Annotated in this window: 8 protein-coding genes and 1 pseudogene; 6 read left to right on the top strand and 3 right to left on the bottom strand. The window is 55.0% G+C overall.

What is annotated here, in order from left to right; translation table 11 throughout:
• Positions 1-176: 176 nt before the first annotated feature.
• Together umuC and umuD are read right to left on the bottom strand one after the other, a co-directional pair.
• On the bottom strand, positions 177-1,457 hold the full coding sequence (gene umuC / locus D6877_RS06140) for a translesion error-prone DNA polymerase V subunit UmuC (protein WP_130910197.1): 1,281 nt from the start codon (positions 1,455-1,457) through the stop codon (positions 177-179).
• Complete coding sequence (umuD, locus tag D6877_RS06135; RefSeq protein WP_130910196.1) at positions 1,444-1,875, bottom strand: translesion error-prone DNA polymerase V autoproteolytic subunit; 432 nt, start codon at positions 1,873-1,875, stop codon at positions 1,444-1,446. Before umuD ends, umuC begins: the two co-directional genes overlap by 14 nt.
• A gap of 98 nt (positions 1,876-1,973) precedes the next feature.
• Between umuD and D6877_RS06130 the strand changes: the two genes are divergently transcribed.
• Both D6877_RS06130 and D6877_RS06125 read left to right on the top strand, forming a co-directional pair.
• The gene (locus D6877_RS06130; RefSeq protein ID WP_130910195.1) at positions 1,974-2,684 is read left to right on the top strand and encodes an SOS response-associated peptidase family protein; all 711 of its coding nucleotides are present in this window, start codon (positions 1,974-1,976) and stop codon (positions 2,682-2,684) included.
• Positions 2,685-2,862: 178 nt separating this feature from the next.
• Positions 2,863-3,228, top strand: a complete 366-nt coding sequence (locus D6877_RS06125; protein WP_130910194.1) for a histone-like nucleoid-structuring protein, MvaT/MvaU family — start codon at positions 2,863-2,865, stop codon at positions 3,226-3,228.
• Between the two features lie 185 nt (positions 3,229-3,413).
• Here the strand turns inward: D6877_RS06125 and potE are convergent.
• A pseudogene (gene potE / locus D6877_RS29840) lies at positions 3,414-3,553 on the bottom strand (putrescine-ornithine antiporter); the annotation flags it as partial.
• A 197-nt stretch (positions 3,554-3,750) separates the two neighbouring features.
• Here potE and D6877_RS06110 point away from each other — a divergent pair.
• The 4 genes from D6877_RS06110 to D6877_RS06095 all read left to right on the top strand — a co-directional run bounded on the left by D6877_RS06110 (position 3,751) and on the right by D6877_RS06095 (position 13,587).
• A complete protein-coding gene (locus D6877_RS06110; protein ID WP_130910193.1) occupies positions 3,751-4,185 on the top strand; it encodes a hypothetical protein in 435 nt (144 codons plus the stop codon).
• Positions 4,186-5,427: 1,242 nt separating this feature from the next.
• Positions 5,428-5,943 carry an Hcp family type VI secretion system effector gene (locus D6877_RS06105; RefSeq protein ID WP_007949952.1) on the top strand — a complete coding sequence of 172 codons (516 nt, stop codon included), beginning with the start codon at positions 5,428-5,430 and terminating at the stop codon, positions 5,941-5,943.
• A gap of 124 nt (positions 5,944-6,067) precedes the next feature.
• Positions 6,068-8,974, top strand: coding sequence for a type VI secretion system tip protein TssI/VgrG (gene tssI, locus D6877_RS06100; RefSeq protein WP_130910192.1), 2,907 nt, complete (start codon positions 6,068-6,070; stop codon positions 8,972-8,974).
• Complete coding sequence (locus tag D6877_RS06095) at positions 8,971-13,587, top strand: RHS repeat-associated core domain-containing protein (protein WP_130910191.1); 4,617 nt, start codon at positions 8,971-8,973, stop codon at positions 13,585-13,587. Before tssI ends, D6877_RS06095 begins: the two co-directional genes overlap by 4 nt.
• Positions 13,588-13,597: the final 10 nt, after the last annotated feature.

Genomic DNA, 13,597 nt, shown 5'->3' with positions numbered 1-13,597 from the left:
GCTGATCGCGAAATCAGGCTGTGCTCTCCTGGCACGGTGCCCCAGGAGAAGGTGGCGTGCGTCATGATGCCCGGTCAGCTGAGTATTATCGAGTCGAGTTGAATGGCGGCTTTTGGCCGTAAGCAGCCGTTCAAGCCTGCTCGTTTCTGCGGCGGTGTATGCCCATCTTGTAGTCGCTACTTTGCTCTCACCGTCCACAGCTGATCTAGCTTCGTCGTGTAACTCTGACTCATCAGCTCCCGACGCATTGCCCAATCAGGGGCGGCAGGCACGCTGGCTAAACGCAGCGCTCCCTTTCCCCAGCGGCCATTTATCTCATCCAGAACGTTCATCACTTTGTCCGCCATCACGGGTTGCGAATGGGCGAACAGGTCATCAGTGAATTCGCCGGGCTGCCGCAAATCCATCAGCAGCACTTCCGCCTTGCTGTATTTGTAGCCGGGACGGAAGAGACGATTGACCGCTTCGGTCGCAGCCTTCGTCATCAGCCGCACGTCGTTGGTCGGGTACGGCAACTCCACCAAGGCGCCATTCGCATATTTCGCTTCGTCAGGGTTGAACATGCCGGTCCGTATGCTCACGCGGATCTTCTTGCACAGCGAGTTTTGCGCTCGGAGCTTTTCCGCCGCGCGTTGGGTGTAGGTGGCGACGGCCTCTTTTATCGGCTCAATTTGGGTCAGCCGCATACCGAACATTCTGCTGCAGCAAATCTCCTGCTTCGGTGGGTCAGCTTCCCCTAGTTCTAGACATGGTGTACCGGCCAGCTCGCGAGCAGTCTTCTCGATCACCACGCTGAATTTCTGGCGAAGCATCCATGGATCGGCTTTCGCCAAGTCCATGGCGGTCTTGATGCCCATCGTTTCCAGATGAGCCTTCATGCGCTTGCCAATGCCCCAGACTTCGCCGACATCGGTGTTGCGCAGCGTCCAGTCCCGTTTGAACGGATCGCACAGATCCACCACGCCTCCCGTGACATCCAGCAGCCGTTTGGCCGTGTGGTTGGCGAGCTTGGCGAGTGTCTTGGTGCGCGCGATCCCCACCCCGACTGGAATTCCTGTGCGCTTGAGAAGGGTGGAGCGCATGTGCCTGCCAAACGCGGACAGATCTCCAGGCATGCCAGTCAAATCAGCAAATGCTTCATCAATGCTGTAGACCTCAAGTGCCGGCACCATCGATTCGATGATCGTCATGACGCGTTCGCTCATGTCTCCGTAAAGAGCGTAGTTACTGCTGAAGGCCACGATCCCATGCCGGCGAAGATGGTCCTTGATCTGGAAATACGGCTGGCCCATTTTTACGAACGGCTTGGCGTCGTAGCTACGCGCGATCACACAGCCGTCGTTGTTGGACAGAACCACGATAGGTGTCTTGGCGAGGTCCGGTCTAAAGACGCGCTCGCAGCTCGCGTAAAACGAGTTGCAGTCGATCAGGGCGAAGACAGGCTCACGTGTTGTCATGATCGCGCACGCTGTATTTCACAACGCCCCAGATCACAAGCTCATCGCCTTCCATGACATGTCTCGCCGGATATTTTGGGTTCTCTGATACAAGCACCACGGCGTTCTCGCGCAGAAGCAGGCGCTTGCAGAACGGTTCCGAATTCAACGCGGCGATAACGATATCGCCACTGACCGCTTCGATGCTCCGATCGACGATCACCATATCCCCGGAATAGATACCCGCGCCTTGCATGCTGTCTCCATCTATCTTTACCAGGTAACCGTGCGGCGCCCGGATATCGAAAAGCTCATCCAGGGAAATGTGCTTTTCGATGTGATCAGCCGCAGGAGAGGGAAAGCCCGCCGGTACCTTGGATGAATAAAGTGGCAGCTTCTTACCGCCAGTAGCGAGTGGGCCGAGAAGGGTGACGCTCATGATGCAAGCCTTAGAAGGTTAACTGTACATGCATACAGTTAACGATTTGGTTCGCTTGCGGTCAATCTCATAGGTACGACAATTCGACGGGTGACAGCATGTGCGGACGCTACTCGATCTACGAATCGATGGATCACTATCTTAAGGAGCTTGCGCCAAAGCAGTTGGTGATCAATGGCTATGACCTCTGGCCAGTCGAGCGGTACAACGTCGCACCGTCAACGCGGGTGGAAATGATCCGGCCGGTGGAAGAGGGCCTGAGCATCGATAAGGTCAAATGGGGATGGGCGCCATTCTGGGCGAAGGGAAAGCGTCCTGACCCTATCAATGCAAGAGTCGAGACCGTCATCACCGGCAAGTTTTTCAACCAGCTCTGGCCAAACGGACGCGTACTCGCGCCGGCGAACGGCTGGTTCGAGTGGGTCAGGGACGAAGAAGATCCGAAGAAAAAACAGCCGTATTTCATCACTCTGAAAGAGCAAATTCCCATGTTCTTCGCAGGGTTGGCCGAGGTGCACGAAGGTATGGAACCGGATGATCGCGACGGCTTTATCATCATCACCGCTGCGAGTGACGAAGGCATGGTCGATATCCACGATCGCAAACCCCTGGTCTTATCGCCTCAGCACGCCCGTGAATGGGTCGATCCCGACACTTCGCCTGAACGAGCTCGCGAACTCGCAATGGAGCACTGCAGGCCTGCTACGGATTTTCACTGGTACAAGGTTGGCAAGGATGTGGGGAATGTTCGTAATCAGGGCTCGCACCTGATTCAGCCGCTATCGCTGGCTTCGGATGTGGACGACTGACTAAAACCGAGAGTCGACAGTAATCGTCGGCGGAACGACGAGCGCCCCATAATTACCCGGAATTATGGTCGAGCCATAATTATCGCCAATTTATAATTGTCCCTAGCCCGGTTACGAAGCGGGCAAGAAATGCCGATCTGCAATACACTCTTAGTTACCTATCTAATCGAGACCTGTCATGTCCAAACTCGCAGAATTCCGCCAGCTCGAAAAACACCTCGCCGAACAGCTGCAAGCACTCGAAGCCTTGAAGGGCGATGCAGGCCTCAAGAAAGAAATCGAATTCGAAACGAAGCTGCGCGATTTGCTCGCAAAATACGGCTACAGCTTAAAGGACGTAATCAACCTGCTAGATCCACAAGTAGGCCGCCGCGCTCCAGCTGTCGAGGCGAAAGCTGGCAGCCGCAAGCCTCGCCAATTGAAGGTTTATAAAAACCCCCAAACAGGCGAAGTCGTAGAGACGAAGGGTGGCAATCACAAAACGCTCAAGGAATGGAAAACAAAGCACGGCGCTGCGACCGTTGAGTCTTGGCTGACCAAGTGATTTGTTGATTGAATAAAAAAGGGCCCCATAGGGCCTTTTTTTGTGACTCTTATTTGGAGATTGCTGTTACCTGATCACTAATAAGCTGGGCCAAAATTTGAACAGGCTTCGTAGAACTCTTTCAAGGTCGATGTACCAGCCCGATAACCCGGTGAAAGGTGTGTAGTCCCAAATTTATTCCTCGTACCAATCCTGCCTGTGACCCTCGCGCCACCGACGTTGGCGAACGTTGTGATTAGAGCAAGGCGATGGTTGCCAGGCCGACTTGAAGAGAGTCGAGCTTGATCTCGAATAGAGTGTGGATGTAGCCCACTGCGGTGATACTTCGCAGCTTTGATTTGCTTGTCAAAGCATGAAGGAAATCAGTTGCTATGGTTGACGTCCGTTTCGTCTAGCTACAACCGATTGAAATCGAGGGCAATTAGCGGGCTTTCTTTCGTAACGCATCGACCTTTCCTACATTTTTCTTGCGAGTCCTTTGGTAGCGTTTCCATCTGAATTGAAAGCTTGCTCGAAAGACGGATGGTCAAACGCAAGATGAATGAAAATGTGATGGAACACATGGATGGTCTGGGCCTATCCGTATCAGACAGATTTACATGTCTTCGCAAGCGTCTGGACGACGTAGGATGTGTTTTTGAGTTTGTGATCATGCCCGTGAAGGAAGGCGCCTCGATCGATGAGCAATGCCACCGACTTGCGCTGGCCAAATTGTACGAGCAGGTAATGTTCAGCCAGATGGAATGGTTTCGTCGGCTGATTCAAAGCCTTTCTGTCGCTGACTATCCAGAACCTACGATGCGCTGGAATCTTGCTGAAGCCTTCGCCGAACAAATGACTCAACAGCAGATCCTCAGTCTCTGCGGGTGGATGCTGATCAGCACAAAACGCCTTCTCTTTACACCGACTTCTCTCGCTCACTTTGTCTGTCTCGTCAGATCGATAGTTCTAGGATGAGTGAAGCGTTGTTTGCTGAATGGACCGATGCGCTGGGACTTCGAGTGCAAGACGATCCAGTGGTGTTGAATTGGGCGGATGCACCTAGCCAAGGTTCGTCGAAACCTGCGCAGAGAAAGCTTCGATGTGCCTGGACAGATTTCTTCTGCCCAACACCGTTCGGGCAGCACAGGTGGTGTCTTACAATCTGGAATCCAGCGCGTCGGACGCTCGCAGCAGTCGCCGCCTGTTCGACCGTTCAAAGCTAGCTTTGTAACCAGGACGACGATGGAGTTTGACGACATGTCGTCAGCCTGAGCGCCATGAGACTTTCCATAGCTGCTTGAGTCGAGTGATGTAGCTGTGACTCATCACTTTTCGTCCCATGGCCAAAACAAGATCGGTCGGACTGCCGCTGGTCGCAGTGTTCGTCGACCCCAACGCTAATTGATCTGATATAGCACGGACATGACCTGATTGACTGCAGCAGGCTGCGACACCATCAATAGATCGCCGGAGTACTAGCTAAGCAGACAAGACTTAGTAACAAAACCTCGCCTTACCTGGCTGAGGTCTGACCTGAACGGATGGGCGAGCGCACCGGTAGGGGCTCTGATCAGCGGCCTCACATCATCCAAAAGATAGGGCAGACGTACCACTACGCCATTGGCCTACTTCGCTTCCTCTGAATTGAAAAGGCTCGTGCGAGGGGTTGATGCGATGGATTTGCACGGTGAGTGCTGCGCTCTCAGGTTCTGCAGCTCTTTGCGTGTATATGGCGACCGTTTTTCTTGATCGACTGGAGCGTTTTAAGGCGTTCCCCAAACGTCCGCTTACAGCAATCGTCTGCTATGGAGACTCCGGTACACATACTTAAACCATGGAGTGCCGGCCAGGAAAAGCCCGTTCATTTGTAACGAAAATTGGCGTTATTGGGGGCTCGATAAGGGTAGGACGCCGTTTTCTCGAAGTGCGCAAGAAGTTGCGCAGTCGATCATAATATTTCGAGTGTTAATCGGCTTGTAAGCCACGTTTTTCGTGGGCTGCAGCCAAGTGCGCAAAAAGTTGCGCAGTACTGCGCAAAAAGTTGCGCACTTTTTCCAGAAATTCGGTGCATTGATGTGCTGAAAATTAGGGAATTCCTCGCAAGGCATTGATCCATAAGGCCATAACAAATACTGGCACGCTTTTTGATGGCTCATAGCCACTCTGGCGGGCAATTGTGCCCGTCAGTGTTGTGTCCAGTAGCAAGGAGAGCACCCCATGGCAACACCAGCGTACATGTCGGTTACCGGCGAAAAACAAGGCCTGATCACTGCCGGCGCTTTCACCGCCGACTCCGTTGGCAACACCTACCAGGAAGGCCACGAAGACCAGGTCATGGTTCAGGCTTTCACCCACGACGTGATCATCCCGCGTGACCCGCAATCCGGTCAGCCAACCGGTCAGCGCGTTCACAAGCCAGTTGTGATCACCAAGGTCTACGACAAGGCTTCGCCACTGCTGCAAGCAGCACTGACTTCCGGCGAGCGCATGAGCGAAATCGTTATCCAGTGGTACCGCACTTCGGCTCAAGGCACCCAAGAGCACTACTACACCACCAAACTGGAAGACGCGATCATCGTCGCCATCAACAACAAAATGCACAACTGCCAGGATCCAGGCAACGCGCACTTCACCCACCTGGAAGAAGTGCAGTTCACCTACCGCAAAATCACCTGGACCCACGAAGTATCCGGTACTTCGGGTTCCGATGACTGGCGTGCTCCAGTCGTTTAATTACGGCTGATGTTGTATTCACCCCGGTCGGCACTGCCGATCGGGGCGCTTTGACCTAAAGAATTCTTGCGTGCATCAGACTTGTTGACTGATGCCCGACGCAGCATTGCGCGAGGAACAAGGGATGTTCTCACCGGCCAACCAGCCTCATTTCAATCTGACCATCGATGGCATCGACAGCGATTTTCAAGTGCTGTCCTTCACGGGTCGGGAGGCGCTCAATACACCCTTCGAATTCGAACTGGAACTGGTCAGCGAAAAGGCTTCGATCAACCTCGAAAGCGTGCTGCATAAACTCGCGTTCCTTCAGCTGTCTCCGACCGGCACCGGTATTCACGGCCTGGTCTACAGCATTGCTCAAGGCGAAGCGGGCAAGCGCCTGACGCGCTACAGAATTTCTCTGCGTCCGCAACTGGCGTATCTGGCGCATCGGGTTAACCAGCGCATATTCCAGCAGATGACCGTGCAGCAGATCATCAGCAAGGTACTGGAAGAGCACGGGATCCTGGCCAGCGATTACCATTTCCAACTCAGCGCGATTTACCCGGAGCGCATCTACTGCGTGCAGTACGATGAGTCCGACCTGCATTTCATTCAGAGGCTGTGCGAAGAGGAGGGGATTCATTACCACTTCCAGCACACATCCAGTGGTCACAAGCTCACTTTCGGCGATGACCAGACGGTGTTCCCGAAGCTGGCGCCTGTGGCTTATCAGCAAGATTCTGGGCTCGTTGCCGACAAGCCTGTCGTCAAGCGTTTCGGCTTGCGGTTGGTTACCCGCACGAGTCGCACCACGCGGCGAGACTACGATTTCGTCAAACCCAAGATCGAACTGGAAAGTGATGCAAAGAGCTCCGCTCAGCCGGATCTCGAGGATTACGATTACCCGGGTCGATTTGTAGATCGTGACCGTGGCAAGCACTTGGCCAATCGTGCGCTTGAGCGCCATCGGACTGACTACCGTCTGGCCGAAGGCAACAGTGATCAGCCGATTTTGGTCAGTGGACATTTCCTTGCGCTGACCGATCATGCCAATCCGACCTGGAATGACCTCTGGTTGCTTACCGAGATCTTCCACGAAGGCAAACAGCCTCAGGTGCTTGAGGAGTCTGTGACCAGTGACACCACTGATCTCAAAGATGATTTCCATCAGGGCTACCGCAATCGCTTCAGCGCAATCCCTTGGGACGTGCCGTACCGGCCACAACTCGAACACCCCAAGCCAAAAGTTCTCGGCTCTCAGAGCGCTGTGGTTACCGGCCCTGAAGGTGAAGAAATCTACTGTGACCAATATGGACGAGTGAAGGTACAGTTCTTCTGGGATCGCGAAGGCCAACATGACGACATGACCACGTGCTGGATGCGCGTAGCGTCCAGTTGGGCGGCCGAGACGTTCGGTTCGATCAACATTCCGCGCGTCGGCATGGAGGTGTTGGTCAGCTTCCTCGAAGGCGATCCCGATCAACCTTTGATCACCGGCTGCCTGTACCACGGTGCGAACCTACCGCCGTACAAACTGCCTGACTTCAAAACCCTCGCCACGGTCAAGAGCAAGGAATACAAGGGCAGCCGTGCCAACGAGTTGCGCATTGATGACACGACCAGTGAAATCAGCATCGCTCTTCGCAGCGATCACGGTGCGAGTGCGATCAACCTAGGCTATCTGACCCATCCGCGCCCAAGTGGCGGCCAGCCGCGCGGCGAAGGTTTTGAGCTGCGCACAGATCGTCATGGCGCGGTGCGAGCTGGTGCGGGTCTCCTGATCACCACAGAGCCTCGGCCCAACGAATCCAAACACCATAAGGATCTGCCGGAAACCGCTGAGCGTCTGGCCACCGCGAGCGACCAGCAGGACGGTTTCGCGGTTCAAGCCAAAGAACTGCAGGCACAGGAAGCTGGCGATCAGGACGATGTGGCCAAGGCATTGCACGCTCAGCATCAAGGCGTGCTCGGCAGTGGCCCGGCCAACCTCACTGCTAATGAGTTTCCAGAGTTCACCGAACCGCATCTGGTGCTTGCCAGTCCGGCTGGCATCGCCCTGACCACGCCGCGCTCCAGCCACATCGCCACGGGTGAACACCTGGCATTGAGCAGCACCGGGCATACCAGTCTGTCGATCGGTAAACGTCTGCTGGCCAGTGCCAGTCGAGGAATGCGCCTATTCGTTCAGAGCATGGGATGGCGTCTGGTCGCCGCGTCCGGCGATATTGACGTGCGGGCACTCAAGGACAGCATTAACTTGCTGGCCAAGCTCAACATCACTGCCAATGCTGACCGCATCACCATCACGGCCAAAACCGAATTGGTGATCCAAGGGGGCGGCAGTGCCACGACTTACAACGCTGGAGGCATTACTCACGCTACCAGTGGCCCGTACACGGCGCATGCGGCGAACTTTGCCTATACCGGAGCGAAGAGTTTGGCAGGCGTGTTCCCTGAGCCGCCGAAACCTGGCAAGGGCAATCTTGAGTTGTTCAACCAGTACGCCGGACGCCAAGGCATCAAGGAAGGCGATTACGAAGTCATCGATGCGTTGGGCAAAAGCATCAAGGGCAAACTTGACGGTAAGGGCTTTGCCAGCGTTTCTGGTGCTGCACCGGGACCGGCGCGCGTGCTGTTCGGCAAGGATCCGGCCGATACCTGGAGCGAAGGCAGCTATATCGGCAAACCTGAGTGGCCATTGAATCCGCCGGGCGCGGACGAAGCTCCAAGCCAAGTGCAAGCAATGGTTGCTCAGGTGTTGCCAAGCAAGAGTTGGGATGTGCTGGAGAAGGGCAAGGATATGGCTCAGACAGGGATGAGTGCTGTACAGACGGCGCAAGGTGCAATGCAAACGGCGCAACAGGTTAAAGGTGCTGTACAGGGCGGAGTGGCTGGCTTGCCAAAACTGGCGAGTGCAGCGACACCGAGCGCGTCGAGCATTCTTAGCGCAGCCAGCAAGGCGGGCAAGCTGCCAAGCCTTCCGGCCCCGTCCTTGCCCAAACCAGCGTTTAAGACAGCTGACCTGTTGAATGGGGAGGTGTTGTCATGACTGAAGCTGCCGTTGCCAAGAAGCGCGAGCCTCAGGTAGCCGTCGTTCCGCTCAACACGCTGGATGTGCAGGACGTGGGTCGTGGTGCCGCTCGGTTTGATGCTTGGCTGCGATCCATCAGCGGTGATGTGGTCACGCTTGATCGAATCAAAGGGGTCGCCGGGTCATTGCCGGTTGTAGGCAACATCATGGCGCTGGTCGATGCGCTTGGCGACATCGTCACGCTTACCAAAAGCAAGCAGCGGGAGTTGCTTGATTGGGTCAGCTTGGGTATCAACCTGATCGGTGTTTTACCAGCCCCTCCGACCATGGCTGCTGCTCGTATGAGTTTGCGCCCGACCTTATTTTTGGTACGTCAGGAGCTGCGTAACAGCGCCAAGATGCTGTTAGGCGATTCAATGATCGAAGTGCTGGTCGGGCACTTGAACGCCACCATTGTCGGCACGATCGATGACTTCGTAAAACAGGCCCAAGGCAAACTTTCGGGCATTCTTACTGATGCCGGGAATCTGGGGGCAAGTGCGGTAGACGAAATTGCGAAAGGGCTTGAAGCCGTCGTCAACGGCAAGCTCGACGCAAAAGGCGATGCGCGCGCCGCGGGTCAGAAAATCACCGCTGCCGGCAACCAATTGCTCAGCGATCCCAAGGCGGCGATCAGCAATATCTTCGGCGCCGCCTTCAGTGCTTACAAAGCGGTCGGCAAAGGCGTTGCCAACAGCGCCGCCAATAACCTTCTGCCCGACCAAGCGAAAAAACTGGTGATGACACACACCGGTACCTTGAGAGCGATGGGGCCGGAGATCAAAACCCAATTAAGCAAGTTGGGTGATCCGGGAACGCGTCACTCGATCGGTTGGTTGCTGCAAATGCTCAGCGGTGCAGTAGTGACCTGGCGTAAGCGTCGTGGACATGGGCAGAGTGCTAGCGTTAAACCCAATGCCACCAGCAGAGCACAGCATGAAGCCGGGGAGGGCAGGCTTGAAGCATCCAGTCATCAAGCACCGGCCAAAGGTGTCGCTAATCCCGACAAGAACGTTGCCTGTGCCGGTACTTGCCACAGCATTAGCTTCTCGCTGGGCTCAGAGCTGCTGCGGCATACCGATTTCATTCTCCCTGGTGCATTTCCAATAGAGTGGTCACGCACTTACAACTCACGCCTTGAGGCCTACGATCAGAGCGCGCTCGGTGCCCGCTGGACCAACGAGTTCACTACATGCTTTGCCTGTGTAGACGATGGATTGACGTTCTACGGTGCCGACGGCCGTGACCATAGCTATCCATTGCCCCAAGTCGGTCTGTTCCATTACGACGCCATCGAAAACATCACATTGGTGCGTACTGGCGAAGACCAGTTGCTTTTGTGTCGTGGCTTCGAACGTAAGGAAACCTACGTCCGACGCGGCCTGCGCTACGTTTTGACCAATATCTCGCTGCGCAACGGCGCCGGCATCATGCTGCATTATGAGCATCGATACGGCGAACAATCGGTGCTTTCGGACCTGATCACCTATCGAGAAAACGATTTCGCTAAAGTCCATCTGCACATTGGCACAATGATTGATGACCATGGTCGGTTTATCGGCTTATGGGAGCTTCGCGATGGCGAACCCCAACGACAGCTTTGTGCCTATCAGTATGACGCTTGTGCCGACCTTGTTCAGGCGCAGGACGAACATGGCTTCAGCCGTTCATATCATTACCTGAATCACCTGATCACTCGTTACACCGACCGTACCGGACGCGGAATGAATCTGGAATGGGACGGCCAGAGCGCCAAAGCCAGAGCAGTTCGAGAGTGGGCAGATGACGGCAGCTTCGACACGCGTCTTGAGTGGGACGAAAACATTCGTTTGACGTATGTCACGGACGCGCTCGGCAACGAGACATGGCATTACTACGATATTCTTGGTTATACCTATCGCATCCGCTATGCGGACGAGCGCTCGGAATGGTTCTTCCGCGACGAGGCCAAAAACGTAGTGCGCCGGGTGAATACCGATGGCACAACTGATCGCTATAGATACGATGAGCGCAGTAATCTGCTGGAGCACATTCGCGCCGATCACACAGTGATGCACTATGCCTACGATGATCAGGATCTTCTGATCAAGATCAGCGATGCTGAGGGTGGACAGTGGCTACGCGCCTATGACGATCAAGGTAATCTGGTTGAAACGGTTGATCCACTGGGTAACAAAACCGAATACGCTTACAACAAGTCAGGCCTGCCCATCGCGGTCAAGGATGCCAACGGTAACGAAAAGACTCTTGCCTACAATGACGCCGGACAACTGGTGGAGTACGTCGATTGCTCGGGAAAAACCAGCGCCTGGCAATACAACGAACGGGGGCAATTGATCTGCTTTACCGATGCGGCTGGAAACGTCACCGAATACGTATACAAGACTGGTCAACTGGTGCTGATCAAACACCCGGATCAGACCGAAGAGCGTTTTGAGCGTGATGCCGAAAGTCGGTTATTGGCGTATGTCGATGGTCTTGATCGGTGCACTACCTGGAGCTATAGCGCGGCCGGCCTGATTACCGAGCGTGTCGATGCCGCCGAACAAACGCTTCGCTATCGTTGGGACCGCCTTGGACGGTTAACGGCCCTGGAAAATGAAAACGAACAACGCGCGCACTTTCACTACGATCCGGTTGGTCGCCTGCTGGAAGAGCGCGGTTTTGACGGGCGAAGCACGCATTACAAGTACGACCCTTTTACCGGGCGCTTGGCCCAATCCGCTAACGGTGAACGCGTAATTGCGCTTAGCTTCGACCCGCTGGGCCGTTTGACTGAGCGCCGCGCCTCCTTGGGCGACCAGTCGCAGAGCGAGACTTTCGCCTACGACGGTAACGGTAATATGGTAATGGCTGACAACGCTGATAGTCGGCTGCAATGGTTTTACGATCCTGCCGAAAACATTCTTCGTGAGCACCAGCACTACCTTGGCTTGGAAAACCCGGTCGTCGCTGTTTGGCAGCATGAATATGACGTGCTTAACCAGTGTGTTGCCACGACCCGTCCGGACGGCCATCGTGTCAGTTGGTTAACCTACGGCAGCGGCCACTTGCTGGGCCTGCGAATAGACGAGCATGAGCTGGTCGGTTACGAACGCGACGATCTGCACCGAGAAGTCGCTCGCCATCAAGGCAACAACCTGGTCCAAACTCAGAGCTGGGATCCGGTCGGGCGCTTGCAGGAGCAACTCCTCAGTCGCGGTGATGACAAGTCCACGTTGCTCAAGCGTGAATACAAATACGACGCTGCCGGGCAACTGACTGAGATAAACGACAGCCGCCGCGGGCCGCTCGCCTATCGCTATGATCCTGTTGGCCGACTGCTAACTGCCGCGACGCGTCAAGGCGTGGAAACCTTCGCTTTTGACCCGGCCGGCAATTTACTGGATGTCGGAGCGACGGACATCCGCCGCCCGCTGGATGTGATGCCTCTGCGTAGCAAACGGGTCGACAACCTGCTGCGTGAATACGCTGGCACTCACTATGAATACGATGAGCGCGGCAATCAGATCCAACGCTGGCACAACGGGCATCGCTGTAATCTGCGTTGGGACTTGTTCGATCGCCTGGTGCACTTTGAAGACCAGCGACTGAGCGTGGACTTCGCTTACGACGCATTGGGAAGGCGCCTGCACAAGAACTCCTTCGCGCACTACCAGCAGCGTCCAGAAGCAGGTTCGCTCTGGAACCGCAACGAACACGTACGCAAACAGCGTGAACTCGGCTGCGGCTTCACCTTATATGGCTGGGATGGCGACAATCTCGCCTGGGAAAGTAGCCCTGCGCAGGCCGATGACGATCTTGGTCGAACGGTTCACTACATATACGAACCCGGCACCTCTGTTCCGATTGCACAAGCGGTGCGTCACGCGCCGATCAATCTCACAATCCAACCGGAATATCGTGGTGAATATAGCGTTGATGAGGACCCGTTATGGAGCCGCAACGTCTCAGCATTACCCATTGACGCGTTGGTTTGGTATCAATGCGATCATTTGGGCACTCCGCAAGAGTTGACAGACTCGCAAGGCCGTTTCGCCTGGACCTCTGTATCCAAGGCATGGGGGCGCGTAACGGAACAGCGCTCGGACTGGGCACGGCAGCATGGCGTGAGGAATCCGATACGGTTTCAGGGGCAATATCACGATCATGAGACGGGGCTGCATTACAATAGATATCGTTATTACGATCCCGAGGTCGGACGTTTTATAAGTCAAGATCCGATCGGCCTCGCCGGTGGATTGAACGTTTATCAATATGCTCCGAACCCTGTGCAATGGATCGACCCATTAGGTCTGGCACGTATCCCCAAATCGGTTAAAACCAAGGTAGCCATTGAGAACAAGCAGTTTCACGGAGTGGAGTCATGTGAGAAGTGCTTGGTTACTGTAGTTCCAGGTCAAAAAAGTCAACGGGGTGTAACTCCTCCACCGAATGAACGACAATTCGATCATATCGAACCGGATTCATTGGGCGGAGCTAACGATGAAGGTAATACCCAAATTCTATGTCGCCGCTGTAATCGAGAGGCTTCTGACTCAATCAAGCCGGATTACAAAACACTTAACCGCCTAGGCGGCACTCCACCTTGAGCACATGACT

The sequence above is a fragment of the Pseudomonas sp. Sample_9 genome, assembly GCF_004307535.1.
In the GTDB taxonomy this organism is placed as follows: Bacteria; Pseudomonadota; Gammaproteobacteria; order Pseudomonadales; family Pseudomonadaceae; genus Aquipseudomonas; species Aquipseudomonas mercuritolerans.
This window is presented reverse-complemented; position numbering and strand designations above follow the sequence as displayed.

What these genes read in the sequence shown, in the direction of transcription:
- umuC (WP_130910197.1), bottom strand. Translation starts at nt 1,457, where the DNA reads ATGACAACACGTGAGCCTGTCTTCGCCCTGATCGACTGCAACTCGTTT.
- umuD (WP_130910196.1), bottom strand. Translation starts at nt 1,875, where the DNA reads ATGAGCGTCACCCTTCTCGGCCCACTCGCTACTGGCGGTAAGAAGCTG.
- D6877_RS06130 (WP_130910195.1), top strand. Translation starts at nt 1,974, where the DNA reads ATGTGCGGACGCTACTCGATCTACGAATCGATGGATCACTATCTTAAG.
- D6877_RS06125 (WP_130910194.1), top strand. Translation starts at nt 2,863, where the DNA reads ATGTCCAAACTCGCAGAATTCCGCCAGCTCGAAAAACACCTCGCCGAA.
- D6877_RS06110 (WP_130910193.1), top strand. Translation starts at nt 3,751, where the DNA reads ATGGTCAAACGCAAGATGAATGAAAATGTGATGGAACACATGGATGGT.
- D6877_RS06105 (WP_007949952.1), top strand. Translation starts at nt 5,428, where the DNA reads ATGGCAACACCAGCGTACATGTCGGTTACCGGCGAAAAACAAGGCCTG.
- tssI (WP_130910192.1), top strand. Translation starts at nt 6,068, where the DNA reads ATGTTCTCACCGGCCAACCAGCCTCATTTCAATCTGACCATCGATGGC.
- D6877_RS06095 (WP_130910191.1), top strand. Translation starts at nt 8,971, where the DNA reads ATGACTGAAGCTGCCGTTGCCAAGAAGCGCGAGCCTCAGGTAGCCGTC.